Genomic DNA, 24,148 nt, shown 5'->3' with positions numbered 1-24,148 from the left:
GGGGTGCATTGCGCAACAGCGCCAGACGCGACTCCAGCACGATCTCGTACATCGACTGGTCGCGGTTCGTGGCCGTGAGCGCGAAGCCCGTCACCACGCCTTGCACGCGACGTGCGCTTTCCGGCTGGCTCCATCGGTCGCGCGGCGGCGGCTGGATCACGAACGCGCCGATTCGGTTCAGGAATTCGCTACGTGACAAATCATGGCGGGGATGGGTGAACCGAATCGTGTACCGGGTCGGCTCGCCGATCCCGCATACCCCGTCGAACGCGTAGACGTCCGCGAGCGCGGCAGCGGGCGCACCCTTGATATCGAGGCTGTAGAACTGATGGATGTCGACGCCCGCACGCGCGGGTGTGTCGGAAATGGCCGTGCTCGCGATCAATGGCGGCCTCGTCATTTTTTGTGAAAGATCGCGAGTGATCCTAACCGGCTGCGGTGAAGGGCCGCCATAGGACCTGTATGAATTTGCGGGGGAACTGTAACGGGCGCGCAATGCGCCCGCCGATAGCGCCGCACGATGCGATTCCGTCGTCGTTGATGCCCCGGAGGGCGCAACACCGCGTCGGTTCGCGCTGCATCGCAGCCGGCCCGGCGACCCGGCACCGCACAGGACCGTCGTCTGGCCGACGGCGTTGCCATACGGCCCGAGTCTCGTTTTTTCCTGTTGCTCCGACCCGTCGGCAAATATTTCACGCGCTTCGATACAGGTGCGATGGGGAGGAATCTGCACAAAAGCGTCGCGACTGTGCGCCCGGTATGAAAAACGACTTTCCCGATACGCGGCCGGCCGCGACGTTCGCAACGCGTACGGGCGCGCTCGAAACGTTCGCGCGGCTCGCGCAACTCGCGCGCGGCCACGGGCTGCGCGTGATGCTCGAAATCGTGCCGGGCCGCATCGCGCGCGAGAACCCGCTGCGGGCCGAGCATCCGGAGTGGTACGTGGAGCGCGCGCACGACGACGCACTGATCGATCCGCGCAGTGCCGCGCACGAGCAGGGCACGACACCTGTCCGTACCCGCGCGCAATCCACCGGGCCGGTCGCCATGCGTCGCACGCTCGAGCGGCTTCGGATATACCCCTCCCCACTATATGGAAAAGCGATTTGGTATATAGTCCCCCCCACTATATGAAGAGGCGACCATGAGCCACACCATCAAGGAAAAGCAGAAGCTGCTGAACCGTGTCCGCCGAATCAAGGGACAGGTCGAAGCGATCGAACGCGCACTGGAAGACGAGCGCGGTTGCAACGAGATCCTGCGCCTCATCACGAGCGGTCGCGGCGCGATGAACGGCCTGCTCGCGGTCGTGCTCGAGGATCACATCCGCAGCCATCTGGTCGACGCCGAAGATCACCACGACGAGGGCAGCGCGACCGAACAACTGATCGAAGTCGTTCACAGCTATTTCAAGTAAGCGGGGTGCCGAATGAACGACTTCACGAACGACGCCTTCGGTGCGGGGCACGACCATGTCTTTCTCGGCGCCGCGCACGAGCAGAACGAACGCAGGACCTGGATGGTCATCGCGCTGTGCGCGGCGATGATGGTGACGGAGATCGTCGGCGGGTCGATTTTCGGCTCGCTGGCGCTGATCGCGGACGGCCTGCACATGTCGACGCACGCGGGCGCGATGCTGATCGCCGCGCTCGCCTATACCTACGCACGCAAGCATGCGAGCGATCCGCGCTTCGTGTTCGGTACGGGCAAGCTCGGCGACCTGGCGGGTTTCACGAGCGCGATCGTGCTCGCGATGATCGCACTGCTGATCGGCTACGAAGCGATCGCGCGATTTCTGGCGCCCGTTCCGATCCATTTCGGCGAGGCAATTCCGATCGCGGTAGCGGGCTTGCTCGTCAACGTCGCGAGCGTCTGGCTGCTGAGCGGCGACCATCACGGTCACGGTCACGGTCACGGCCATCATCACGGGCATGCGCATGGCGATCACCACGAGCGCGATCATGAAGAAGCGCACCGGATCGTCGATCGGCAGGGCGCATTCGTCGTGTCGGTGTTCGAAGATGGCGTGCCGCCGGTTTTCCGCGTGGCGCCCGCGACGCACGAGACGCAGCGCGTCGATGCGAACGCCGTGTCGGTGACGACGATTCGTCCGGACGGCACGCGGCAGACGTTCGCGATGCAGGATCGCGGCGGCTACCTGGAATCGACGGAAGCCATCCCCGAGCCGCATGAATTCAAGGCGCTCGTCCGCCTGAACGGCCGCGAGCACGCCTTGGCGTTCGAGGAACACGACCACGGTGCGTCCGCGGCGGCGGCACGCGATCACAACATCCGCTCCGCATACATCCACGTGATCGCCGATGCGGCCGTGTCCGTGCTGACGATCGTCGGGCTGTTGCTCGCACGCGCATTCGGCTGGCTGTGGATGGATCCGCTCGCCGGCATCATGGGCGCACTGGTGATCGCGAACTGGTCGTATGGCCTGATGCGCGATACCGGCGGCATCCTGCTCGACATGGACTCGGATCGCCGATTGACGGCGAACGTGCGCGGCGCACTCGAAGCGCAAGGCGACCGTGTCGACGACCTGCACGTATGGCGGCTCGGGCCGGGGCACATGAGTGCGGTGGTCTCGGTGGCGACGCCCGATCCGGAACGGAGTCCGCAGTTCTATCACGCGCTTCTGCGACGCTTCAAGGAACTGTCGCACCTGACCGTCGAAGTCGTGACGGACACCAAGGCGCACTGAGCGTGGCAGTCAGATCGCCGTGCGCTGAAGTCTGTACGTTCGACGCAAGAACCGGCTACTGCGTGGCGTGCCTGCGTACGCGCGACGAAGCACGTACGTGGAAGAAAATGACCGACCATCGACGCCACCAGATCCTGAACGACCGCGCACGGCGACAGGCCCGGCTGGCTCGCGAAACCTCGCGGTGATGCCCAGGCGGGATAGCGCGACTTTCCGGATCGCGCGCCCCGCTCAACACACCATCGACATCGCGGCGACAGCGGTCGGACATCCACCCTGGAAGCGGCCGGACGGCATTGCGCGGCCGTGCCCCTTTTCCCCGAGCGCGCGAAACAACGGCGATCGACCGGATCAACGCGCAGTTTCGGTGGCATTCGATCCCACCACATCCGATCACGTTCGCCGAATCGGCGAGCACGATGAAATCTTGAACCTGCGTCGCGACGCCGGCGACGGGCAGGTCCGAAGTGCGAAGCAATGCTTCGGTCGACGGCGGGCCGGACAATACGGCCGTGCGAAGCTGCATGCAACATCTCCCGACTGGATTGGCGTCAACCGCATGATTCAGATCCCGCGCTGATTCACCCGCTTCGACAATGCCGCAGCGCTTTCCTTGCGCTCGCTGTACCGGTCGACCAGATACGGGCCGATGTCCCGCGTGAGCAGCGTGAACTTCACCAGTTCCTCCAACACGTCGACGACGCGGTCGTAATAGGGCGACGGCTTCATCCGCCCCGCTTCGTCGAATTCCATGAACGCCTTCGCGACCGACGACTGGTTCGGAATGGTCAGCATGCGCATCCAGCGCCCCAGCACGCGCATCTGGTTGACCGCGTTGAACGACTGCGAGCCGCCGCTGACCTGCATCACCGCGAGCGTCTTGCCCTGCGTCGGCCGCACGGCGCCAACCGACAGCGGGATCCAGTCGATCTGCGACTTCATGATGCCGGTCATCGCGCCGTGCCGTTCCGGCGAGCACCACACCATCCCTTCCGACCACAGTACCAGCTCGCGCAATTCGACGACCTTCGGATGGCTCTCCGGCGCATCGTCGGGCAGCGGCAGGCCGCCCGGATTGAACACACGCACCTCGGCGCCCATCGCCGTGAGCAGGCGCGCGGCCTCCTCGACCAGCAGGCGGCTGAACGAGCGCTCGCGCAGCGACCCGTACAGCAGCAGGAAACGGGGCGGATGGGTGGACGGCGACGCCGGCCGCAAGCGGCTCGCGTCCGGCACGCGGAAGAGTTCGGGATCGAGGTGCGGCAGGTCGGTCAGTCGGTCGCTCATCAATGCATTCCCGGATTGGCTCACACGCGCTCGTACCAGCCCTTCGACCGGTTCACGATGCGCACCACCAGCAGCATGACCGGCACTTCGATCAGCACGCCGACGACGGTCGCGAGCGCCGCGCCGGAGTGAAAACCGAACAGGCTGATCGCGGCCGCGACGGCAAGCTCGAAGAAGTTGGACGCGCCGATCAGCGCGGACGGGCACGCGACGTTGTGCTTCTCGCCCACCGCGCGATTGAGCCAGTAAGCGAGCGCCGCATTGAAGAACACCTGGATCAGGATCGGCACCGCGAGCAACGCGATCACCAGCGGCTGCTTCAGGATCGCTTCGCCCTGGAACGCGAACAGCAGCACGAGCGTCGCGAGCAGCGCGGCGACCGACCACGGGCCGATCCTCGCCATCGCGGCATCGAACGCGGCCTGCCCGCCCCGCAGCAGCCGCTTGCGCCAGATCTGCGCAAGGATCACCGGAATGACGATGTAGAGGACGACCGACGTCAGCAGCGTCGCCCACGGCACGGTAATCGCGGACATCCCCAGCAGCAGCCCGACGAGCGGCGCGAACGCGATCACCATGATGCTGTCGTTCAGCGCGACCTGCGACAGCGTGAACAGCGGATCGCCGCCGGTCAGCCGGCTCCACACGAACACCATCGCCGTGCACGGCGCGGCAGCCAGCAGGATCAGGCCGGCGATGTAGCTGTCGAGCTGGTCCGCCGGCAGCAGCGGCGCGAACAGCTGCCGGACGAACAGCCAGCCGAGGAACGCCATCGAAAACGGCTTGACGAGCCAGTTCACGACCAGCGTGACGCCGATCCCCTTCACATGCCGGCGCACTTCATGCAGTGCGCCGAAGTCGACCTTCACGAGCATCGGGATCACCATCACCCAGATCAGCAGCCCGACCGGCAGGTTGACCTGCGCATACGCGATGCGGCCGATCCGCTGGAACAGACCGGGCAGCGCCTGCCCGAGCCCGATGCCGGCGACGATGCACAGCGCGACCCACACCGTCAGGTAGCGTTCGAAGAAGCCGATCGCGGGCTTGGCAACGGCGTGGCGTGGCGGGATGACGTTGGACGTGTTCACGGACAGGATTCCGGGCTGGAGAGAAACGCACGCGGCACACCGGCTCGCGCAAGCCGCCGTGCGCGCCGTTCAGTTTCGCGAGATGGCGGTCAACGCCGTCTCGAGTTCGGCATTGCCCATGCGATCGAGCGGCAGCGCCAGCAGTTGCAGCATCCGGTAGCCGAGCGCCTCGCGCGTCAGTTCGAACGCGAGCCGCTTGCCGGCATCGCCGCCCGCCGCGTTCGATGGATCGGCGTAGCCCCAGTGCACCCTCACCGGACTGCCGGGCCAGTACGGGCAGGCTTGCCCGGCCGCGCTGTCGCAGACGGTGATGACGATGCGCATTTCCGGTGCGCCGTCGCCGGCGAATTCGTCCTGGCTTTTGCTGCGGTATCCGGTAACGTCGACGCCTGCGCGCGTCAGCGCGTCCAGCGCGAACGGGTTCAGCCGGCCGCTCGGCGCACTGCCGGCGCTGTACGCATGTACGTCGCGGCCGAGCTTCGCGGCCCAATGGTTGAGCATCCCCTCCGCCAGCACGCTGCGCGCGGAGTTGTGGGTGCAGAGGATCAGGACGTTGGTGGTCATCGGCGGACGCGGATATGTTGTCAGGTTCGGTCGGAGCAAGCGGTCGAACACGCGGAAACCGGCGAGCACGGATTGCCGCCGCAACAGTTCTCGGTGAGGTACCCGATGAGCCCGTTCATCGTCGCGAAGTTCGCGGCATAGAACACGAAGCGGCCTTCCTGCCGGCTCGTGACGAGCTGCGCATGCGCCAGTTCCTTCAGATGGAACGACAGCGACGACGGCGGTACGTCGAGCAGCGTCGCGATCTGCCCCGCCGGCATGCCCGCCGGGCCGGCCTGCACGAGCGCGCGGAAGACGGCGAGGCGCGACTCGTGCGCGAGTGCCGACAGGGCGGCGATGGTCTGGTTCGTTTCCATTGTTCGATGATAGTCGAAATATGGAAATGATGGAAGCACCGCGCCATGCTCGTTGCGAATACGCCGAGTATTTCGCGCCGCCGCAATCCGTGCGCATGGGCTCGGCACTTGACATGGCCGCGTACCGCGAAAAAATTGCGAACGACGCGCGCGTGCCGGAGATCGATCAGCTGCACGCCGAGCTCGAACTCCGGATAGTCGCCGCGCTCGATCGCCAGCCACGGGTCGCGGCGGTTGAAGTCGGGATCGTGCCCGGCGATGCGCCGCGAACGGTCGGGCGACACCGTCATCGGCGCACGAGACCCAGCAGCAACGTGACCAGGAAGATCACGACGAAGATGTAGAACAGGATCTTCGCAATCTCGGCGGCACCGGCCGCAATGCCGCCGAAGCCGAACACGGCGGCGATGATCGCGATGATGAAGAAGATGATGGCGTATCGCAGCATGAATGCCTCCTGGAGAACAGTGACGGTGGGCGCCTTTCGCCGGCGCTCAGGAATCGTGCTTGTGCCTGGGTTTGCCGTGGGTCGGCGTCGAGGCCATTTTCTCGAGCGCCTTCTCGCTCATCGACCTGGCCATCGATTTCGCCGGCGGTTTCAGGTCCTTCATTTTGGTGTCACCGCGCTTGGCCGACAGGGCGGCCCCCGCGGCGCGCTGCTGCGCCTGGGATTTCGCTGGCATGGCTTGCCTCCTTTCGTTGATGCGCGCGACAGCCGCGGCACGCGGGCCGCGCGCGGGTCGACCGGGCGCACCGTCATGCGGCATCGCGCCGCCGCAGTTCCGCCGGCGGAATCTTCATCGCCTGGCGGTACTTGGTCACGGTGCGACGCGCAAGAAGAATGCCGCGCCCCGCGAGGTTCTGCGCGAGCGTGACGTCGGACAGCGGATCGTTGTGCCGCTCGGCGGCGATCATGTCGCGGATCAGCACCTTCGCGGCAGATGCCGAGCACACGCCCTTGTCGGCGGCCTCCAGCTTGCGCGGGAAGAAGTGCTTGAACTCGAACGTGCCGTGCGGCGTGGCCATGTACTTGTTGCCCGTCGCGCGCGACACGGTCGATTCGTGGAGGTCGAGCTCTTCGGCGATGTCGCGCAGCACGAGCGGCTTCATCGCGATCTCGCCGTAGCGGAAGAAATCGCGCTGGCGCGCGACGATGCATTTGCCCACGCGCTGGATCGTGTCGAAGCGCTTCTGCACGTTGCGGATCAGCCAGCGCGCCTCCTGGAGCTGCTGGCCAAGCGGCGAATCGCGCTCGCCGCTCGACTGCGCGTACAGCGTCGCATAGCGTTCGTGCAGCCGCGCGCGCGGCTGCACCGCCGGGTTGATCGTCACGATCCATTCGTCGCGCACCTGGCGCACGATCACGTCCGGCACCACGTAGTCGCCGCGCGTGCTGCCGTAGCGATTGCCCGGGCGCGGATCGAGCCCGCGCACCAGCGCGCAGGCGGCCTGCATCGTGGGCTGGCTGCAGCCGATGCGCCGCTGGATCTCGGCCGTCTCGCGCCGCGCGAGCCGTTCCAGATGCTCGCGCGCGATCACCTTCGCTTCCGCGAGCGCCGGCGTGCCGGCGGGAATCGCGTCGAGTTGCAGCACAAGGCATTCGGACAGCGAGCGCGCAGCGATCCCGGGGTGGTCGAGCATCTGCACGAGCCGCAGCGCGACCGCGAGATCCCGTTCCGACAGCAGCATGGCCGGGTCGGCCGCGACCAGCAGCTCGGCCAGTTCCTGACGCAGATAGCCGTCGTCGTCGAGCGCGTCGATCACGAGGCGCGCCGCTTCGCGATCGCGCCGGTTCAGCGGATAGAGCCGCAGCGCATCGTGCAGATGCTGATGCAGCGACGGCTCGGCCGCCATCCATTCGCCGGGCGACAAGTCGCCGCCGTCGTCACCCCGGCGGCCCGCGCCGCGCGGGGCGGGCGCCGCCGTGAACGGTACCTCGCCGTCCGGCGCACGCACGTCGTCGCGCTCGGGCGGCGCTTCGGGCGCGGCCGTTTCGGCGGCGGGTTCGGGCGCCTCGGCGGCAACTTCGTCGTCGCCCTGTCCGTCTTCGAGAAAGGGATTCGAGTCGAGCGCCTGCCGCAATTCCTGCTGGAATTCGAGCGAAGACAACTGCAGCAGACGAAGCGACTGCTGCAGCCTCGGCGTGAGTGCCAGATGCTGTCGCATCTGCAGCGCTAGCGTGATGGCCATCGATGCTCTCCTGACAGTGTGCGGATTTCGTATGCCCGAAACCTGCAGCTTTCGTGCCAGGCCGCCCCAGCCCCGTCCGTTGCGGCTCTCATGGATTTACCCCCCATTATCGGGAGAGCCGGGAGCCGCTTTTTTACAAACGTTGGCAAGTAAGGGGCACGGAATTCGCGAAACGCCGCCGGCTCGCGACACCGGGCTGCTCTAACCGGTCGCCGGCGCGCGGCGATCAGCCCTTCGCCATCGCAGCCCTCCGGCGCATCGTTGAGCGGCATCCGCGCGGCAAATCGCGTGCCTCCGATGCATCACGGGCACGCCGGTTGCGGCATCACGCACGTCATCGTCACCGACACGGAGCCTCGCCATGAACGATTCCACCCGGTCCGGCCACGCCACGCCGGCGCATGCGCCGCACCCCGACCCGTCGCCGCCGCTCAAGCACCAGGACCATACGAAGACGCGCCACTCGGAGCAGCACATCGACAAGCAGCTCGAGGACACATTTCCCGCGAGCGACCCGCCCGCGACCGGCGGCGTCACGCGCATCGAGCCCGACACGCCGCCACGCACGCACGACGACGGCCCGCCGAAGGCCCCGGCGAAACGCCGCGACGCGTGAGCGCGGCGACTGCGGCGAGCGCGCAGGCCGCACGCAGGGCACGCCGCTTGCTGAACCCGGCGGCCTGTCTTCAACCCGCAAGGAGAATTTCATGCATCGCGTCAACGAAATCATGTCGCAGGACGTCGTGCGCATCGCGCCGACCGACTCGATCCGTCATGCGGCGCAACTGATGGAGCGCTACGACATCGGCTCGCTGCCCGTGTGCGACAACAACCGGCTGATCGGGATCGTCACCGACCGCGACCTCGCGGTGCGGGCGCTCTCGGCCGGCAAGCCGCCCGACACGCGAGTCCACGAAGTCGCGTCGGGCCCGATCGAATGGTGTTTCGAGGACGATTCGCTGGAGGAGATCCAGCACTACATGGCCGACGCGCAACTGCGCCGGCTGCCCGTCGTCGATCACGACAAGCGGCTGGTCGGCATGCTGTCGCTCGCGGACATCGCGACGCGCACGGCCGGCCCGGCACGCGACGACGTCGCGAACACGCTCGAGGGCGTGTCGCAACCGAAGCAGACGTGACGAAGCGATCCCCGCTTCGCCCCGGCAACCCGCGCGACCCGCAGGGCCCGCCCCCGGGCACGGCCGCGCCCCACGCAGCCAGGAGGACAATCATGCAGACTCCCGATCAAGGACAGACCCGCATCGTCGGCAAGGGCGCCGCGACTGCCGACGGCCCCGGCCCGGACGTGATGGCGGCCGACACGCTGGAAGGCAACAAGGTCTATACGACCGATGGCGACGACGTCGGCAAGATCAAGGACATCATGCTCGATGTGCGCTCGGGGCGCGTCGCATATGCCGTGCTGTCGAGCGGCGGCCTGCTCGGCATCGGCGACAAGCTGCTCGCGATTCCGTGGAGCGCGCTCACGCTCGATACCGAACGCAAGTGCTTCCTGCTGTCGGTATCGTCCGAGCGGATCCGCGGCGCGCCGGGCTTCGACAAGGCTCACTGGCCGGCGATGGCCGATCCGCAATGGGCCGCGCCGCTGCACGAGTTCTACGGCAGCGCGCCGTACTGGAGCGCCGGTGACGAGCTCGGGCTGACGGACCCGACCGAGGAACCGACCGACCCGCGTGCGCGCGGCGGGCGGCATTGACCGGCCGTGGCTGGCCGGTGCGCGTCAGGGCCGGTTCACGCTGAGGGCGGGAACCGGCCCGGGGCCTGGCCGCCGGCCGGACTGGCCGCCGCGCGGCCGCCGCGCGGCCGCCGCTCGGCCGCCGCGCGCGGCATCGATTCACGTGCGCCGGCGTTTTACCACTGATGCCGCCATCCGGCCTGCGGAAATCCCCGCCTTCGGACCCTCCCCCGATTGATAGCCGCACAGCATCAATCCTTCCAAAAATCGCACTTATCGTTTCGACGTCTCCAGGCGAACATTGCCGAAACGACAACCGACCGCCGCGTCGCGCATTTTCCCGATTTCCTGGAGACACCCCCGATGCACCCCTCCCCCAGCCTTTCGACCGGACGTTCGAAGGCCGCCGCGGTATTTCGCGTGACGGCCGGGAATTTCCTCGAGCAGTTCGACTTCTTCCTGTTCGGCTTCTACGCGCCACAGATCTCCGCCGTATTTTTCCCGGCCGCCAGCGAGTTCGCTTCGTTGATGATGACCTTCGCCGTGTTCGGCGCCGGTTTCCTGATGCGGCCGCTCGGCGCGATCGTGCTGGGCGCATACATCGACGAAGTCGGCCGGCGCAAGGGCCTGATCGTCACGCTGGCCATCATGGCGAGCGGCACCATCCTGATCGCGTTCGTCCCCGGCTACGCCACGATCGGCCTGCTCGCGCCCGCGCTCGTGCTGCTCGGGCGGCTGCTGCAGGGTTTCTCGGCCGGCGCCGAGCTGGGCGGCGTGTCGGTCTATCTTGCCGAGCTGGCCACACCCGGCCGCAAGGGCTTCTTCACCAGCTGGCAGTCGGCCAGCCAGCAGGTTGCGATCATCGTCGCGGCGGGCCTCGGCTTCGCTCTCAATCACTGGCTCAGTGCATCGGCCATCGCCGCGTGGGGATGGCGCGTGCCGTTCTTCGTCGGCTGCACGATCGTGCCGTTCATCTTCATGCTGCGCCGCAAACTGGAGGAAACGCAGGCATATACCGCGCGTCGGCATCGACCGGGCATGAAGGAAGTGTTCCGCACGCTGGCGCGCAACTGGGGCGTCGTGGTCGCCGGCATGATGCTGGTCGCGATGACCACCACGAGCTTCTACCTGATCACGGTCTACGCGCCGACCTTCGGCAAGACCGTCCTGCATCTGAGTACCGCCGACAGCCTGCTCGTGACGCTATGCGTCGGCGTATCGAACTTCGTCTGGCTGCCGATCGGCGGGGCGCTGTCCGACCGCATCGGCCGCCGGCCGCTGCTCGTCGGCATGACCGTGCTCGCAATCGCGACCGCCTACCCGGCGCTGTCGCTGCTCGCTCACGCGCCGTCGTTCGTCAACATGCTGCTCGTGCTTCTGTGGCTGTCGTTCATGTACGGGATCTACAACGGCGCGATGATCGTCGCGCTGACCGAAGTGATGCCGGTGGAAGTACGCGTGGCAGGCTTCTCGCTCGCCTACAGCCTCGCGACCGCCGTGTTCGGCGGCTTCACGCCCGCCATCTCGACGGCACTCATTCACCTGACCGGCGACAAGGCCGCGCCGGGCTACTGGATGAGCCTCGCCGCGGTGTGCGCGCTGCTCGCGACGTTCGCGCTCTATCGCCGCCGGACGGCGACGCTGACGCCGGCGCACTGACGCCTCGGGCCGAACGGCCCGCCGCACCTCCGCTCGACCGAGACCCCGACCCCGACCCCGACCAAAACCATGACCATGAAGAACCTGCTCCTGAAATTCTGCGCCGCCGCGCTCGTCGCCACCTCCGCAATCTCCGCGAACGTGCAGGCCGCCGAGCTGCACGTGATGAGCTCGGGCGGTTTCACCGCCGCCTACAAACTGCTCGGCCCGCGATTCGCCGCCCGCACGGGCAACACGCTCGACACCGCGCTCGGCCCGTCGATGGGCAAATCGCCCGAAGCGATTCCGAACCGGCTCGCGCGCGGCGAGCCCGCGGATGTAGTGATCATGGTCGGCTACGCGCTCGACGATCTCATCAGGCAAGGCAAGGTGATCCCCGGATCGCGCGTCGAGCTGGCCGATTCGCGCATCGGCATGGTGGTGCGCGCCGGTGCGGCGAAACCCGACATCGGCACGGCCGAGGGCCTGAAGCAGGTTCTGCTGCACGCGAAGTCGATCGCCTACTCGGACAGCGCGAGCGGCGTCTATATCGAGCGCGAGCTGTTCCGGAAGCTCGGCATCGAGGATCAGGTGAAATCGAAGGCGAAGATGATCCCGCGTATTCCGGTGGCGTCGGTCGTCGCGAACGGCGATTACGAGATCGGCTTCCAGCAGGTGAGCGAACTGCTGCCCGTGCAGGGCGCGACGTTCGTCGGCAAGATTCCCGAATCGCTGCAGTCCGTCACGCGCTTTGCGGCCGGCATCCCCGTGGGCGCGCGGCATCCGGAGGAAGCGAAGGCGCTGCTCGACTACCTCGCATCGCCCGACGCGCAGGCGGACGTGCGATCGACGGGGCTGGATTCAGTTGCCGCGCATTGAACACGCACCACGGGAAGGCGTGCGTCAGACAGCCCTCCCGTCACGCGCGGCGTCGGCACGGGCGTCATTGGCGCCGTTCAGGCCCGTCGGGTCGGCCGTGTTCAGCATCCGTGCGAGACGCGACCGATCGCACGCCCCTTCCCACGACGCAACGAAGATGACCGCGCACGCATTGCTGATGACGCTCGTCAGCGCACGCGCTTCCGACATGAAGCGATCGATGCCGACCAGAAGCGCGACTCCGGCCACAGGCAGATCGGGCATCACGGCGAGCGTCGCGACGAGCGCGACGAGCCCGCTGCCCGAGACGCCGGCCGCACCCTTGGACGTCAGCAGCATCACGCCGAGCATCGTCGCGATCTGCGGCGCGGTAAGCGGCACGTCGCATGCCTGCGCGATAAACAACGCCGCGAGCGTCAGGTAGATCGCGGTGCCGTCGAGGTTGAACGAGTAGCCCGCGGGCAGCACGAGCCCCACGACGCCCTTGTCGCACCCCAGCGACTCCAGCTTGACGATCAGCCGCGGCAACACCGGCTCCGTGGACGAGGTCGCGAGGACGATCAGCAGTTCCTCGCGCATGTAGCGCAGCAGCCGCCACAACGCGAAGCCGTGCAGGCGCGCGAGCGGCGCAAGCACCAGCGCGACGAACAGCACGCACGCCACGTAGAACGCCCCCATCACACGCGCGAGCGAACCGACCGAGCCGATGCCGAAGCGGCCCACCGTGAAGGCCATCGCGCCGAATGCGCCGAGCGGGGCAAGCCGCATGATCATCGCGAGCACGCGAAACACGACCTGCGCGATGCCGTCGATCAGCGCCAGCACGGGCCGACCGGCCAGCGGGCATGCATTGAGCGAAAACCCGAACAGCAGCGACAGCAGCAGCACCGGCAGCACCTCGCCCGTCTGGAATGCGCCTAGCATCGTGTCGGGGATCACGCTCAGCGCGAATGCGACGAGCCCGTGCGGCGGCGCATGCCGCGCGTATTGCGCGACGAGGCCCGAATCGAGATGGTGCGCGTCGACGTGCATACCGGCGCCGGGCCGCAATACGAGCGCCGTCGCAAGCCCGAGCGCGAGCGCGGCAGCCGTGAGCAGATAGAAGAGCGCCAGCGCGCGGGCGATCGTGCGCCCGATGGCCTTGCCGTTCGCGAGAGACGTGATGCCGGAGACGATCGTGCAGAACACGATCGGCGCGATCATCATCCGCACGAGGCCGACGAATGCGTCGCTGAGCGGCTTGAGCAGCGCGCCCGCGGACGGCCAGAAATGGCCGACGCCCATGCCGAGCGCCATCGCGAACAGGACCTGCACGTACAGCGAACGAAGCAGCCGCGGCTTCATGATCCGGGCCGCCCCGTCGTCTTGCCTGTCGCCGTCACGTCGACGCATCGTCATCGGCGGCACCGCCGCGCTTCGCGTCGACGATCGCGCGATGAAACGCCTGCGCGGCCGGCGTCAGCGGCCGTCCGCGCCGCTTCACGATCCCGACGCGCCGCTTGACCGCCGGTTCGACGAGCGGCACGCCCGTGAGGACCGGATGGTCGGGGCCGGGCATCGCCATCGACGGCACCGCGGCGACGCCGAGCCCCGCTTCGACCAGGCCGAGCATCGTCGTCACGTGCCGCGTCTCGCACACGCTCGGCGCACCCGGCGCGACGGCCGTCAGGGCCTGGTCGAGCAACAGGCGGTTGCCCGACGTCTTGTCCACCGACACGTAATCGTGCGCGTAGAGCTCTTTCCAGGTCACCCGCTTCCTGCGCGCGAGCGGATGATCGCGCCGGCATGCCGCGACGAACCGCTCCTGCAGCAACAGCTTGAATTCGATCTCGGGCTCCTGGCTGCCCATGAAGCTCACGCCGAAATCGGCCTCGCCGCTGATGACTGCGCTCAGCACCTCGTTCGCACTCGCATCCAGCAGCTTGACCCTGATCCGCGGAAAGCGGCGACGATAGCTGGCGATGACGTTCGGCAGGAAGTAGTAGGCCACCGACGGCACGCACGCGATCGTCACGTGCCCGAGGCGGCTCGTCGACACGTCGCGGATGCCGAGCAGCGCCACATCGAGATCGTCGAGCAATTGCTCGGCGCTCGGCGCGAATACGCGGCCGACGGTGGTCAGCGTGACGCTGCGCGTCGTGCGCTCGAACAGGCGCACGCCGAGCGCTTCCTCCAGCTTGTCGATCCGGCGGCTCAACGCGGGCTGCGAAATGCTGATCGCATCGGCGGCCTTTCGGAAGCTTCCGAGCTCCACCACCGCGCGAAACGCCTGCAAGTCGGTCAGATCGAAGTTGATTCCCACGCGCCACGCCTCTTCGTTTCAGATGCCCGGTATTGTGCACGATTCGCGCTGCCGGCCCCAGGCGGGAATACACGGGCGGCGACGCCGCGCTAGTTTCGATGCCGCAACGCGTCGATCACGACCGAAAACGCGCGCGACGCCTGCCGGCGGCTCGGATAGTACGCGTGGTAGCCGGGGAAAGCCGGGCACCAGTCCGGCATCACGATCCGCAGCCGCCCGCTGCGCAAGTGATCGAGCACGATGTCTTCGGTGACGAACGCGATCCCGAATCCGTCGAGCGCCGCCTGCACCAGATGCGGCTGCGTATTGCAGGTGATCCGGCCGTTCACGCGCGCCTGGATCTCGTTCCTGCCCTTCTTCAGCTCCCACGCGTAGATGCCCCTCGCGGTTGCGAGGCGCAGCGTCACGCAATCGTGGTCGAGCAGGTCCTGCGGCGTCTTCGGCAGCTTGCGGCCGTCGAGATAGGCAGGCGACGCGACCATCGCCATCCGGATGTCGGGGCTGATGCGCACCGCGATCATGTCCTTCGCGACCTGGTCGCCATACCGCACGCCGATGTCGTAGCGCTCCTCGACGATGTTCGACAGCCCGTAGTCGACCGACAGCTCGACGCGGATGTCGGGGTAGTCGGGCAGCACGTGCCTGAGCTTCGGCCAGATGATCGTATCGATCGGATGTTCGGTCGCCGTGATGCGCACGACGCCGGCCGGCTTGTCGCGGAAGTCGGACACCGCGGCAAGCTTCATCTCGATCTCTTCGATGCGCGGCGCGACCGCCTGAAAGAGTGCTTCCCCCGCTTCGGTCGTCGACACGCTGCGCGTCGTGCGCGTCAGCAGCCGCACGCCCAGCCGCGTTTCGAGATCACGCATCGTCTGGCTCAGTGCCGATTGCGACACGCCGAGCCGCGCGGCCGCGCGCGTGAAGCTGCGGTCGCGCGCCACCGCGAGAAACACAAGCAGGTCGTTGAGATTTTCACGCGGCATGTCGGGCAGCTCCTGTTGAACGAACGCCCATCCTAGCACCGGCAGCACCGGATTCATCACCACAGCTTATAAGTCCAATCTCTCTTGGCTACTTAATAGATCGACTTCACACGTCTAGACTGCGAAGCCTCGAGGTTCCCCGTCCCGCAGCGCCAGACGCGGGGACCTGCCATGCATTCACCGTCGGAGCCCTTCTCGTGAACCGCTTTCTTCACCTTTTCGTCGCGGCGCTTGCCGCCGGCCCGTTGCTCGCCCACGCGCAATCCGCACAGAACCTGACGCGCGAGCAAGTGCACCAGGACATGATTCGCTACGAAGCCGCCGGCTTCAATCCGGCGCGCGCCAATCCGCGCACCTGGGTCGACGACGCGCAGGCCGCGGCGGCTCGAGTGAACGCGTCGCGCGATGTGGACGGCCGCACACGGCTGGCCGATCACGGCGCGACCGCGACGCGCTGCGACTGACGCGCATGTCCGTCACGTCATCGTCCAGCCGCGCGAATCCGATTCCAGCAATGCGAGCCGTTACCACTTCCGATCGTGGCGATACGCCCGGTCACACCGCCGCGTGGGGCGCCGTCCTCGCGATGGCGCTCGGCGCGTTCGCGCTCGTCGCGTCCGAGTTCATGCCGGTCAGCCTGCTGACGCCGATCGCCGTCGACCTGCACGTCAGCGAAGGCCAGGCCGGCCAGGCCATTTCCGTGTCCGGCGCGTTTGCGCTCGTGACGAGCTTGGGAATCGCGTCTCTCGCCGGACGGCGCGATCGCAAGCAATTGCTGCTCGCGCTGACGCTCGCGATGATCGTATCCGGCACGGTCGTCGCGTTCGCGCCGAACTACCTCGCCTTCATCGCCGGGCGTGCGCTGATCGGCGTCGCGATCGGCGGATTCTGGTCGATGTCGGCAGCCACCGCGATGCGCCTGGTGCCCGACGCGCAGGTGCCACGCGCGCTGGCGATCGTGAATGGCGGCAACGCGCTCGCGACTGTCATCGCCGCGCCGCTCGGCAGTTTTCTCGGCGCGATCGTCGGCTGGCGCTGGGCGTTCTTCTGCGTCGTGCCGGTCGCCGCGATCGCGTTCGGCTGGAAGCTCGTCAGCCTGCCGGCGATGAAAGCCGCATCCCGCCCGGCGCGCGGCAACGTTCTCGGGCTGCTCGTCCGTGCGCCCGTGGCGCTCGGCATGGCGGCCGTCGGCCTGCTGTTCATGGGGCAATTCGCACTGTTTACCTATCTGCGGCCGTTCCTCGAAACGGTCACGCACGTCGACGGCGCCGCGCTGTCGCTGATGCTGCTCGCGATCGGCGTGGCCGGGCTCGCCGGGACGATCCTGATCGGCGCGATCCTGAAGCGCGGGCTCTACCGGACGCTGGTCGTCATGCCGCTGCTGATGGCCGCGATCGCCATCGCGCTCGTGTGGTGCGGCGCATCGGTCGCGGCGACCGCGTGCCTGCTCGCGCTGTGGGGGCTGACCGGAACGGCCGCGCCCGTGGGCTGGTGGACGTGGCTCGCACGCACGCTGCCGGACGATGCGGAAGCCGGCGGCGGGCTGATGGTCGCGGTCGTGCAGTTGGCGATCGCGCTCGGCGCAACCGCCGGCGGCCTGCTGTTCGACCTGCACGGCTATCGCACGACGTTCGGGCTGAGCGCGGCACTGCTCGTTTTCGCCGGCCTACTTGCATTCGCCGCGGGACGCTGCGCCGGGGCGCCTGCGCCGCGTGCCTGAACCCCGCATCCACGACGCCGCACCGAATCGCGCGTGAGCGTGGCCGGTGCCGGATCACGAGTCCGGCTCTTCCGCTTCGTCTTCCCGTTTCGCGAGCCGGTTGTAGATCGTCTTCAGGCTGACGTCGAGCACCTCGGCAGCCTGAGCCTTCACACCGCCGCATTGCGCGATCGTACCGAGGATCAATCGCCGGTCGACTTCCTCGAGCGATGTGCCGAACGGCACCGTCACGCGATCCTCGTGCGAATCGACCAGGTTCGACAGTTCGTCCATGATCGGCGGCGGCAACGTATCGATGACGTCGGCGTCGCTGAAGATGCTCGCGCGCTGCACGAAGTTGCGCAACTCGCGCACGTTGCCGGGCCATGCATAGGTCTTCAGCGCTTCGCGTGCGGCCGGCGCGAACCGCAAGCCGCGGCCGGTCTCCTCGTTGTAGCGCTGCAGAAACGCATCGGCGAGCATCGGAATGTCGTCGCCGCGCTCGCGCAGCAGCGGCAACCGAATCGGAAACACGTTGATCCGGTGATACAGGTCGGGTCGCAGCTTGCCGTCCGCCATCGCGGCTTCCGGATCGCAGTTGGTCGCGGCGACGATGCGCACGTCGACGTCGATTTCGCGTGTCGAACCAAGCCGCGTAAGCCGCCCGGTCTCGAGCACGCGCAACAGCTTGACCTGCGACTCGACCGGCATCTCGGTAATTTCGTCGAGGAACAGCGTGCCACCGTCCGCGCGTTCGAAAAAGCCCTTGTGCTGACGCTCGGCGCCGGTGAAGCTGCCGCGGTCGTGACCGAACATTTCGCTTTCGACGAGGTTCGCGGCAATCGCGCCGCAGTTCACCGCGAGAAACGGGCCGCGGCGGCGCAGGCTCAGGTCGTGGACCGTCTGTGCCGCCAGTTCCTTGCCGGTGCCCGATTCGCCCGTCAGCAGCACGGAGGCCTCGGTCCGCGCGACGCGACCGATCGCGTCGTAGACGGCCTGCATCGCGGGCGAGATGCCGAGCATCCGGCCGAACCGGCCGAGCCGCTGCAGTTCCGAACGCAGCTCGGCGATCTCCTCGTGCAATGCGGTCGTGCGCGGCACGCGCGCGAAGATGCTGTTCAGCCGCTGCATGTTGAGCGGCTTCACCAGATAGTCGGTCGCGCCGCGCCGCAATGCATCGATCGCGGTTTCGAGACTCGCGTGACCGGTCGTCAATACCATTTCGCAGTGCCCGCGTTTCGGCAGTGCATCGAACAGATCCATCCCGTTGCCGTCCGGCAACACGAGATCGCACAACACGAGATCGGGGAGGCGCGTCAACACGCGCTTACGTGCTTCCTCAAGCGTTGCGACCGTGTCGCAAGTCAACTGCTGCGCTTGCGCAAGCGTCGCGAGCATCGTTCGCGTATCGGCATCGTCTTCGACGATCAGCACTAAAGGCATCAGGGCTCCTTTTAACGCGGCCCGGCACATGGATCGGCCGAAACCGCCGCGGGCATGCGATGCGGGGCCCGGCACCGGGCATTCGGCGACACGTCCGCACACCGCCCGAACGAGCGGCCAGGCTGCTCTGCCAGGACCAACAAGTGCTTAGCAGTATAGAAGAAGCATGTCGCGCATTTGCGGCTCATCGAATAAATCTATCCGCCCGCGGTGGTCGCATTGCGAGATTCAATCTCCGGAGATCGATGTCGACAGGATGTTTTTTGCGCGGAAATCGCGGCATTCCACGTCATTTCTTCAGGTTGCCTCGACCGATTCGGTCAAAGCAGCGCGACTCGACAACGCGGATATCGAAATCCGACGATGACGCCATGCGAGTGTACGGGTCGTCGACGGAAGCGGCGCGCACCCGTCAACGCGCACGGCGTCGCCTGGACTTGGTGGCGATAATTCTGTAAGCTTCTGCCTCGCAGCCCCGCGCTGTGTTCTTTTCTTCCGCCGAATTCCACCGAGCTTCCTATGTAGCGCCTCGCGAACCACCCATCGTCATCCAGACTGACCGACAGGGAGTTCGCGTGCCCGCTGTCTGCCCGCGCGTTTTCGCACGCCGGCCGCACATCGCCTTTTCGTTTCCGAAGCTGCCATTGCCGCACGTGCGGCTGTGGTCGCGGCCACAGGGCCGTCGCGCCGCCCTCGCCGGGCCGCGTGCCGGCCCTGTGGCCCGTGCTTCGTCGCGAACCGCCCTCCTCGACGCTCGCCTGATCCGCACTCTATCCAGCCGCTTTCGCCATGCAGACTCGTTCCCTTCGCGACGAATGGTTTTCCAACGTCCGCGCCGACATCCTCGCGGGCACCGTCGTCGCGCTCGCCCTCATCCCCGAAGCGCTCGCTTTCTCGATCATCGCCGGCGTCGACCCGCGGGTCGGCCTCTATGCGGCCTTCAGCATCGCCGTCGTGTCCGCGATCGCGGGCGGCCGGCCCGGCATGATCTCCGCGGCCACCGGCGCCGTCGCGCTCGTCATCGCGTCGCTCGTCAAGCATCACGGCGTCGAATACGTGCTCGCCACCGGCATTCTCGCGGGCCTGTTGCAGATCGGCGCCGGCCTGCTGCGGCTCGGCGCGCTGATGCGCTTCGTGTCGCGCTCGGTCATCACCGGCTTCGTGAACGCGCTCGCGATCCTGATCTTCCTCGCGCAGCTTCCGCAGCTGCACGACGTACCGGCCTACGTGTACGCGATGGTCGCCGGCGGCCTCGCGATCATCTACCTGCTGCCGCGCGTGACGCGGGCGGTGCCGTCGCCGCTCGTGTGCATCGTCGTGCTGACCGCGATCTCGATGGCGCTGCACCTGAAGCTGCCGACCGTCGGCGACATGGGCGCGTTTCCCGACCGCCTGCCGTCGTTCGGGCTGCCGCACGTGCCGTTCACGCTCGACACGCTGCGTATCATCTTCCCGTACGCGGCCGGCGTCGCCGTGGTCGGCCTGCTCGAATCGCTGATGACGGCCGCGATCGTCGACGACTTCACCGACACGTCGAGCAACAAGAACCGCGAATGCCGCGGCCAGGGCATCGCCAACATCACGGCCGGCCTGCTCGGCGGGATGCCGGGCTGCGCGATGATCGGGCAGACGGTGATCAACCTCAAGTCGGGCGGACGCGGACGGCTGTCGACCTTCGTCGCGGGCGCGTTCCTGCTCGTGCTGGTGGTGTTCCTCGGCCCGTGGGTACGGCAGATCCCGATGGCCGCGCTCGTCGCCGTGATGATCATGGTGTCGATCAGCACGTTCAGCTGGCGCTCGCTCGCGAACCTGCGCACGCATCCGAAGAGTTCGTCGTTCGTGATGGTGGCGACCGTCGCCGTGGTCGTCGCGACCGGCAACCTCGCGATCGGCGTCGGGGTGGGCGTGCTGCTCAGCGCGCTGTTCTTCGCGTCGAAGGTACAGCGCGTGCTGCACGTCGAGTCGACGCTCGAGGACGCGCGCGGCGAACGCCGTTATCGGGTGCGCGGCCAGGTGTTCTTCGCATCGTCGGAAGCGTTCGTCACCGCGTTCGACTTCAAGGAAACGGTGTCGCGCGTGCGGCTCGACCTGTCGCATGCACACTTCTGGGACATCACCGCGATCGAGGCGCTCGACCGGATCGTGCACAAGTTCCGCCGCAACGGGATCGACGTCGACGTCAGCGGGCTCAATCGCGCGAGCGCGACGATGATCGAGCAGTATGCAACGCACGACAAGGCCGGCGTGCAGCCGGGGGCCGCCGCGCACTGAGCGTGCGCACGGCACGCGCGTGCACTCAGTCGGCCGCCGGCACGCCGCCGTCGCGCCGCTTCGAGATCGCTTCGACGAGCTTCAGCTCGTCGTCGATCGACAGCGTAGTGTCGGTCACGTCGCCACCGAACGGCGCGAGGGCCGCGCTCAGCGCAAGGATGTCGAGCTGCGCCGCCGCCAGTCCGAGCGACACGGTGTCCGGCCGCGCCCCGCGCGCGATGCGATCGATCAGCGCATCGTCCACGGGCCGCTCGCGCGACGCGTCGAGCGCCGCTTCGACGCGCTCGAGCGCGCGGCCGACCAGCGAGCCCGATGCGGCCTCGCCACACCCGACCGTCTGCGTGCGCAGCTGTCCGTCGGCCGCGCACTCCACGATCACGATGCCCGTCGGCGACACGACGCCACGCCCGCACAACGTCTCCAGTTCGACGGCTACGCGCCGGGCCGTGTCGAGGTCGGAATAGCACACCACGATCAACGTGTTCATCAGCGACTCCCTGGCGCGCACGCCCGTGACCGTGCGCACCGTATTCAATGCAGTCCGAACGCGGCCTTCAGGCTCGCGACGATCATCTGCATCGCGATCGCCGCGAGAATCATCCCCATCAGCCGCTGCGTGACGGCCGTCACGCGCGGCGACAGGTAGTGGCCGATGAAAGGCGCGGCCAGCAGCGCCGCACTCAACAGCAGCAGGAACGCGACGAGCCCGAGCGCGAACGCGAGTTCCTGCCCGCTCGCGAACGCGGTGTGGCCGAGCACGATCATCGTCGCGATCGTGCCGGGGCCGACCAGCAGCGGAATCGTCAGCGGATAGATCGCGATGCTGTCGGCCCCGGCAGGATCGGCGCCTTCGCCGTCGCCCGGTGAATGCTGACGGCTCGGCGCGCCATGCAGCATCGACAGCGCGATCAGCAGCACGAGCAGCCCGCCCGCGAGGCGGAAATCGTCGATCGTCAGGCCGAACGCGTGCAGGATCGCGCCACCCGCGACAGCCGACACGATGCAGCCGATCGTCACGCCGAGCGCGGCCGTCAGCGCGACCTTGCGCCGCGCGCCGTCGGTCGCGCCCTCGGTCAACGACAGAAACACCGGCACGTTCGCGATCGGGTTCATGATCGCGAACAGCGCCGCGAACACCTTGATGGAAAAAGTCAGGTCGACGTTCACGGGCGTACTCCGTTGTGGTCGCATGCCGCACATGCAGGTTTCGATGCGTGGCCGATGCGCGCGCCGCGCGATGCTGCTACGATCGACGCACCGCTGCCGGCGGCCCGCGCGGCGGCACGATCGACATCGCGCGACACGCGGCCGCCGGATCCTCGTTCACTCACGACGGAGGGCCCTGACCGATGCAAGCAAGCGATACCTACATGAATCACGAGATCCGCGTCGACGCGACGCGCAATGCGAATGGCGCGTGGGTCGCGCAGGTGCGGATCTTCCGTGACGGCGCGCCGGTCGACCTGCCCGCGCCCGAACTCGTCACGCCCGAATGGCTCACGTGCGACGAGGCGCTGCGCGGGGGGATCGATCAGGGGCGCGTGATGATCCGCACGCAGGACCGCTAGCCGCGCGCGGTTCATCGGCCGGCGCCTGGCCAGATCGGTGCGCGCACCGACTGGCCGGCCTCGAACGCGCCGCGCATCAGCCGCGACACCTCGTCCAGCGTCAGCTCGACCGAGGTCGACGACGCCGTGTCGGCGTCGATCATGCGGTGGCCGATAATGCGCTCGGCAATCGCGTTGAGCAGGGTCTCGACGAGATACTTTTCCATTCGGCTTCCTGTCCGGTTCCGGGTCGCTTCGCGCGTCGCGGTGGCAGTTGCGTACGCAACCAGATTGGCACGCGTGCGCGGGTTGCGCGCTGCGGTGCACGTCGCGGAGCGTGCGGCATGAGAATGGGCCGGTCAAGGTACAGTCGGCAACAGGCGCTGCATCGCGTGCCGCGCGGGGTACAGCCCCCGCTTCGGGCAGCCGGCCGGCCGCGCGTCGCCGGGCGATACCCGGCCTCATTCGTGCGCCACGCCCTGCTCCTCGAGCACCTCCTCCGCGCGCAGACTGTCGAGATCGCGACCGATCGTCGCGACCGCGAGCCGCGCGTTGCCGCGCCAGTACGTCACAGAACCGTCATGTGCGCGCAGGTCGCCGTCGATCTCGACGCGATCCCATTGCGTCGCATGTCCCACATAGCGGACCGTCAGGTCGTAGTGCTGGGTCCAGAAGAACGGCACCGCGTCGAACGGTCGCTGCTGTCCGAGCATGTTGCGCGCGGCGACGATGCCCTGCCGCTCCGCGACGACCCAGTGCTCGACGCGAATGCGTTCGCCCGTCAGCGGATCGGGCCAGCGCGCGATGTCGCCGGCCGCATAGACGCCCGGCGCGCTCGTCTGCAGGAAGCGGTCGACGGTCACGCCGCGATCGACGGCAAGGCCCGCGTCCTGCGCGAGCGCGACGTTCGGATGCACGCCGATGCCGACCACGACGACGTCGGCCGGCAGCACGTCGCCGTTCGACAACGCCACGTGGTTCGGTACGATCTGCGCGAGCGTCGCGCCGAGATGGAACACCACGCCGTGCGATTCGTGCAGCGCGCGAATCGTGTCGCCGAGCGCTTCGCCGAGCACGCGTGCCATCGGATGCGCATCGGGCGCGACGACGTGCACGTCGAGTCCGCGCGTGCGCAGCGCGGCGGCCGCTTCGAGGCCGATGAAGCTCGCGCCGACCACGACGCAGCGTTTCGCCGTTTCGAGCTTGCCGATCAGTGCATCGCAATCGGCTCGCGAGCGCAGCACGCACACGTGCGGCAGATCGGCGCCCGGCACGGTCAGCCGGTTCGGCTCCGCGCCGGTGGCGAGCAGCAGCGCGCCGTACGCGAGCCGGCTGCCGTCGGCCAGTTCGACCGCGCGCCGTGCCGGATCGATGCGCGCGACGCGCGTGCCGCAGCGCACGTCGATGCGCTGGTCGGTATAGAACGATGCGCCGCGCAGCGGCAGCCAGTCGGCCTCGGCCGTGCCGGCCAGGTAGTCCTTCGACAGGTTCG

At 67.6% G+C, this 24,148-nt stretch carries 28 protein-coding genes and 3 pseudogenes; 14 read left to right on the top strand and 17 right to left on the bottom strand.

Going from position 1 to position 24,148, the window contains the following annotated elements:
• Positions 1 to 385, bottom strand: a pseudogene (locus tag J7024_RS30180) (type VI secretion system Vgr family protein); the annotation flags it as partial.
• A gap of 398 nt (positions 386 to 783) precedes the next feature.
• Between J7024_RS30180 and J7024_RS30175 the strand changes: the two are divergent.
• From J7024_RS30175 to J7024_RS30155, 5 genes and pseudogenes are all read left to right on the top strand, one after another.
• Positions 784 to 996: pseudogene (locus J7024_RS30175) on the top strand (hypothetical protein); the annotation flags it as partial.
• A 148-nt stretch (positions 997 to 1,144) separates the two neighbouring features.
• Entirely contained in the window at positions 1,145 to 1,417 is a 273-nt protein-coding gene (locus J7024_RS30170; RefSeq protein ID WP_096503105.1) for a metal/formaldehyde-sensitive transcriptional repressor, read from the top strand.
• Positions 1,418 to 1,429: 12 nt separating this feature from the next.
• Positions 1,430 to 2,710, top strand: a complete 1,281-nt coding sequence (gene dmeF / locus J7024_RS30165) for a CDF family Co(II)/Ni(II) efflux transporter DmeF (RefSeq protein ID WP_124897847.1) — start codon at positions 1,430 to 1,432, stop codon at positions 2,708 to 2,710.
• 2 nt (positions 2,711 to 2,712) lie between these two features.
• Positions 2,713 to 2,898, top strand: a complete 186-nt coding sequence (locus J7024_RS30160) for a DUF1289 domain-containing protein (protein ID WP_175752457.1) — start codon at positions 2,713 to 2,715, stop codon at positions 2,896 to 2,898.
• A 179-nt stretch (positions 2,899 to 3,077) separates the two neighbouring features.
• Positions 3,078 to 3,290, top strand: coding sequence for a hypothetical protein (locus J7024_RS30155; protein ID WP_124897846.1), 213 nt, complete (start codon positions 3,078 to 3,080; stop codon positions 3,288 to 3,290).
• Here J7024_RS30155 and arsH read toward each other — a convergent pair.
• From arsH to J7024_RS30115, 8 genes and pseudogenes are all read right to left on the bottom strand, one after another.
• A complete protein-coding gene (arsH, locus tag J7024_RS30150; RefSeq protein ID WP_124897845.1) occupies positions 3,275 to 3,997 on the bottom strand; it encodes an arsenical resistance protein ArsH in 723 nt (240 codons plus the stop codon). The genes J7024_RS30155 and arsH overlap by 16 nt on opposite strands.
• Positions 3,998 to 4,017: 20 nt before the next feature.
• Positions 4,018 to 5,088, bottom strand: a complete 1,071-nt coding sequence (arsB, locus tag J7024_RS30145) for an ACR3 family arsenite efflux transporter (protein WP_124897844.1) — start codon at positions 5,086 to 5,088, stop codon at positions 4,018 to 4,020.
• 69 nt (positions 5,089 to 5,157) lie between these two features.
• On the bottom strand, positions 5,158 to 5,652 hold the full coding sequence (locus J7024_RS30140) for an arsenate reductase ArsC (RefSeq protein ID WP_124897849.1): 495 nt from the start codon (positions 5,650 to 5,652) through the stop codon (positions 5,158 to 5,160).
• Between the two features lie 20 nt (positions 5,653 to 5,672).
• A complete protein-coding gene (locus J7024_RS30135; RefSeq protein WP_124897843.1) occupies positions 5,673 to 6,008 on the bottom strand; it encodes an ArsR/SmtB family transcription factor in 336 nt (111 codons plus the stop codon).
• Between the two features lie 155 nt (positions 6,009 to 6,163).
• Positions 6,164 to 6,283: pseudogene (locus J7024_RS30130) on the bottom strand (catalase); the annotation flags it as partial.
• Between the two features lie 11 nt (positions 6,284 to 6,294).
• Complete coding sequence (locus J7024_RS30125) at positions 6,295 to 6,456, bottom strand: DUF1328 family protein (protein WP_124897842.1); 162 nt, start codon at positions 6,454 to 6,456, stop codon at positions 6,295 to 6,297.
• 46 nt (positions 6,457 to 6,502) lie between these two features.
• Positions 6,503 to 6,691 carry a DUF3008 family protein gene (locus J7024_RS30120; RefSeq protein ID WP_175762491.1) on the bottom strand — a complete coding sequence of 63 codons (189 nt, stop codon included), beginning with the start codon at positions 6,689 to 6,691 and terminating at the stop codon, positions 6,503 to 6,505.
• Between the two features lie 73 nt (positions 6,692 to 6,764).
• A complete protein-coding gene (locus tag J7024_RS30115; protein ID WP_175762489.1) occupies positions 6,765 to 8,198 on the bottom strand; it encodes an RNA polymerase factor sigma-54 in 1,434 nt (477 codons plus the stop codon).
• A 361-nt stretch (positions 8,199 to 8,559) separates the two neighbouring features.
• Here J7024_RS30115 and J7024_RS30110 point away from each other — a divergent pair, with 361 nt between their 5' ends.
• The 5 genes from J7024_RS30110 (at position 8,560) to J7024_RS30090 (ending at position 12,411) form a co-directional block, all read left to right on the top strand.
• Positions 8,560 to 8,814, top strand: coding sequence for a hypothetical protein (locus J7024_RS30110; protein ID WP_124897839.1), 255 nt, complete (start codon positions 8,560 to 8,562; stop codon positions 8,812 to 8,814).
• A gap of 91 nt (positions 8,815 to 8,905) precedes the next feature.
• The gene (locus J7024_RS30105) at positions 8,906 to 9,337 is read left to right on the top strand and encodes a CBS domain-containing protein (protein ID WP_124897838.1); all 432 of its coding nucleotides are present in this window, start codon (positions 8,906 to 8,908) and stop codon (positions 9,335 to 9,337) included.
• 92 nt (positions 9,338 to 9,429) lie between these two features.
• Positions 9,430 to 9,915: a PRC-barrel domain-containing protein gene (locus J7024_RS30100; RefSeq protein ID WP_124897837.1), complete on the top strand. Its 486-nt coding sequence runs from the start codon at positions 9,430 to 9,432 to the stop codon at positions 9,913 to 9,915.
• A 342-nt stretch (positions 9,916 to 10,257) separates the two neighbouring features.
• Positions 10,258 to 11,553, top strand: a complete 1,296-nt coding sequence (locus tag J7024_RS30095; RefSeq protein ID WP_124897836.1) for an MFS transporter — start codon at positions 10,258 to 10,260, stop codon at positions 11,551 to 11,553.
• A gap of 75 nt (positions 11,554 to 11,628) precedes the next feature.
• On the top strand, positions 11,629 to 12,411 hold the full coding sequence (locus J7024_RS30090) for a substrate-binding domain-containing protein (protein ID WP_124897835.1): 783 nt from the start codon (positions 11,629 to 11,631) through the stop codon (positions 12,409 to 12,411).
• Positions 12,412 to 12,435: 24 nt separating this feature from the next.
• Here the strand turns inward: J7024_RS30090 and dctA are convergent, their stop codons facing one another.
• The 3 genes from dctA to J7024_RS30075 all read right to left on the bottom strand — a co-directional run bounded on the left by dctA (position 12,436) and on the right by J7024_RS30075 (position 15,696).
• Positions 12,436 to 13,755 carry a C4-dicarboxylate transporter DctA gene (gene dctA, locus J7024_RS30085; RefSeq protein WP_261323928.1) on the bottom strand — a complete coding sequence of 440 codons (1,320 nt, stop codon included), beginning with the start codon at positions 13,753 to 13,755 and terminating at the stop codon, positions 12,436 to 12,438.
• 34 nt (positions 13,756 to 13,789) lie between these two features.
• Positions 13,790 to 14,713, bottom strand: a complete 924-nt coding sequence (locus J7024_RS30080) for a LysR family transcriptional regulator (protein WP_124897834.1) — start codon at positions 14,711 to 14,713, stop codon at positions 13,790 to 13,792.
• An 89-nt stretch (positions 14,714 to 14,802) separates the two neighbouring features.
• Complete coding sequence (locus tag J7024_RS30075; protein ID WP_175762487.1) at positions 14,803 to 15,696, bottom strand: LysR family transcriptional regulator; 894 nt, start codon at positions 15,694 to 15,696, stop codon at positions 14,803 to 14,805.
• Positions 15,697 to 15,893: 197 nt separating this feature from the next.
• Between J7024_RS30075 and J7024_RS30070 the strand changes: the two genes are divergently transcribed.
• Positions 15,894 to 16,160, top strand: a complete 267-nt coding sequence (locus tag J7024_RS30070; protein WP_124897832.1) for a DUF4148 domain-containing protein — start codon at positions 15,894 to 15,896, stop codon at positions 16,158 to 16,160.
• A gap of 50 nt (positions 16,161 to 16,210) precedes the next feature.
• On the top strand, positions 16,211 to 17,416 hold the full coding sequence (locus J7024_RS30065) for an MFS transporter (RefSeq protein ID WP_124897831.1): 1,206 nt from the start codon (positions 16,211 to 16,213) through the stop codon (positions 17,414 to 17,416).
• Between the two features lie 54 nt (positions 17,417 to 17,470).
• On the opposite strand, the gene J7024_RS30060 is transcribed toward J7024_RS30065, so the two are convergent.
• The gene (locus J7024_RS30060; protein WP_175858538.1) at positions 17,471 to 18,838 is read right to left on the bottom strand and encodes a sigma-54-dependent transcriptional regulator; all 1,368 of its coding nucleotides are present in this window, start codon (positions 18,836 to 18,838) and stop codon (positions 17,471 to 17,473) included.
• A 789-nt stretch (positions 18,839 to 19,627) separates the two neighbouring features.
• On the opposite strand from J7024_RS30060, the gene J7024_RS30055 reads away from it, so the two are divergent.
• Positions 19,628 to 21,109, top strand: coding sequence for a SulP family inorganic anion transporter (locus J7024_RS30055; RefSeq protein WP_175752461.1), 1,482 nt, complete (start codon positions 19,628 to 19,630; stop codon positions 21,107 to 21,109).
• Between the two features lie 25 nt (positions 21,110 to 21,134).
• Here J7024_RS30055 and J7024_RS30050 read toward each other — a convergent pair whose 3' ends face one another.
• A complete protein-coding gene (locus J7024_RS30050) occupies positions 21,135 to 21,596 on the bottom strand; it encodes a hypothetical protein (RefSeq protein WP_124897828.1) in 462 nt (153 codons plus the stop codon).
• Positions 21,597 to 21,640: 44 nt separating this feature from the next.
• Positions 21,641 to 22,300 carry a MarC family protein gene (locus tag J7024_RS30045; protein WP_390680701.1) on the bottom strand — a complete coding sequence of 220 codons (660 nt, stop codon included), beginning with the start codon at positions 22,298 to 22,300 and terminating at the stop codon, positions 21,641 to 21,643.
• A gap of 158 nt (positions 22,301 to 22,458) precedes the next feature.
• On the opposite strand from J7024_RS30045, the gene J7024_RS30040 reads away from it, so the two are divergent.
• The gene (locus tag J7024_RS30040; RefSeq protein ID WP_124897826.1) at positions 22,459 to 22,677 is read left to right on the top strand and encodes a DUF6566 family protein; all 219 of its coding nucleotides are present in this window, start codon (positions 22,459 to 22,461) and stop codon (positions 22,675 to 22,677) included.
• An 11-nt stretch (positions 22,678 to 22,688) separates the two neighbouring features.
• On the opposite strand, the gene J7024_RS30035 is transcribed toward J7024_RS30040, so the two are convergent.
• Both J7024_RS30035 and J7024_RS30030 read right to left on the bottom strand, forming a co-directional pair.
• Positions 22,689 to 22,883 (bottom strand): enoyl-ACP reductase, encoded by a 195-nt coding sequence (locus J7024_RS30035; protein ID WP_124897825.1) that lies wholly within the window; start codon positions 22,881 to 22,883, stop codon positions 22,689 to 22,691.
• A 234-nt stretch (positions 22,884 to 23,117) separates the two neighbouring features.
• On the bottom strand, positions 23,118 to 24,148 hold a 1,031-nt coding region (locus J7024_RS30030; RefSeq protein ID WP_234745718.1), incomplete at its 5' end, for an NAD(P)/FAD-dependent oxidoreductase.

Source organism: Burkholderia sp. WTPI3, from assembly GCF_021483755.1.
Taxonomy (GTDB): domain Bacteria; phylum Pseudomonadota; class Gammaproteobacteria; order Burkholderiales; family Burkholderiaceae; genus Burkholderia.
Note: the sequence above shows the minus strand (reverse complement) of the source record. Positions and strands in the feature narration are given on the sequence as shown.

Bases quoted from the DNA above. Each gene is read 5' to 3' on its own strand.
- J7024_RS30170 (WP_096503105.1), top strand. From the start codon at position 1,145: ATGAGCCACACCATCAAGGAAAAGCAGAAGCTGCTGAACCGTGTCCGC.
- dmeF (WP_124897847.1), top strand. From the start codon at position 1,430: ATGAACGACTTCACGAACGACGCCTTCGGTGCGGGGCACGACCATGTC.
- arsH (WP_124897845.1), bottom strand. From the start codon at position 3,997: ATGAGCGACCGACTGACCGACCTGCCGCACCTCGATCCCGAACTCTTC.
- J7024_RS30140 (WP_124897849.1), bottom strand. From the start codon at position 5,652: ATGACCACCAACGTCCTGATCCTCTGCACCCACAACTCCGCGCGCAGC.
- J7024_RS30135 (WP_124897843.1), bottom strand. From the start codon at position 6,008: ATGGAAACGAACCAGACCATCGCCGCCCTGTCGGCACTCGCGCACGAG.
- J7024_RS30125 (WP_124897842.1), bottom strand. From the start codon at position 6,456: ATGCTGCGATACGCCATCATCTTCTTCATCATCGCGATCATCGCCGCC.
- J7024_RS30120 (WP_175762491.1), bottom strand. From the start codon at position 6,691: ATGCCAGCGAAATCCCAGGCGCAGCAGCGCGCCGCGGGGGCCGCCCTG.
- J7024_RS30115 (WP_175762489.1), bottom strand. From the start codon at position 8,198: ATGGCCATCACGCTAGCGCTGCAGATGCGACAGCATCTGGCACTCACG.
- J7024_RS30110 (WP_124897839.1), top strand. From the start codon at position 8,560: ATGAACGATTCCACCCGGTCCGGCCACGCCACGCCGGCGCATGCGCCG.
- J7024_RS30105 (WP_124897838.1), top strand. From the start codon at position 8,906: ATGCATCGCGTCAACGAAATCATGTCGCAGGACGTCGTGCGCATCGCG.
- J7024_RS30100 (WP_124897837.1), top strand. From the start codon at position 9,430: ATGCAGACTCCCGATCAAGGACAGACCCGCATCGTCGGCAAGGGCGCC.
- J7024_RS30095 (WP_124897836.1), top strand. From the start codon at position 10,258: ATGCACCCCTCCCCCAGCCTTTCGACCGGACGTTCGAAGGCCGCCGCG.
- J7024_RS30090 (WP_124897835.1), top strand. From the start codon at position 11,629: ATGAAGAACCTGCTCCTGAAATTCTGCGCCGCCGCGCTCGTCGCCACC.
- dctA (WP_261323928.1), bottom strand. From the start codon at position 13,755: ATGAAGCCGCGGCTGCTTCGTTCGCTGTACGTGCAGGTCCTGTTCGCG.
- J7024_RS30075 (WP_175762487.1), bottom strand. From the start codon at position 15,696: ATGCCGCGTGAAAATCTCAACGACCTGCTTGTGTTTCTCGCGGTGGCG.
- J7024_RS30065 (WP_124897831.1), top strand. From the start codon at position 16,211: ATGCGAGCCGTTACCACTTCCGATCGTGGCGATACGCCCGGTCACACC.
- J7024_RS30060 (WP_175858538.1), bottom strand. From the start codon at position 18,838: ATGCCTTTAGTGCTGATCGTCGAAGACGATGCCGATACGCGAACGATG.
- J7024_RS30055 (WP_175752461.1), top strand. From the start codon at position 19,628: ATGCAGACTCGTTCCCTTCGCGACGAATGGTTTTCCAACGTCCGCGCC.
- J7024_RS30050 (WP_124897828.1), bottom strand. From the start codon at position 21,596: ATGAACACGTTGATCGTGGTGTGCTATTCCGACCTCGACACGGCCCGG.
- J7024_RS30045 (WP_390680701.1), bottom strand. From the start codon at position 22,300: ATGCGACCACAACGGAGTACGCCCGTGAACGTCGACCTGACTTTTTCC.
- J7024_RS30040 (WP_124897826.1), top strand. From the start codon at position 22,459: ATGCAAGCAAGCGATACCTACATGAATCACGAGATCCGCGTCGACGCG.
- J7024_RS30035 (WP_124897825.1), bottom strand. From the start codon at position 22,883: ATGGAAAAGTATCTCGTCGAGACCCTGCTCAACGCGATTGCCGAGCGC.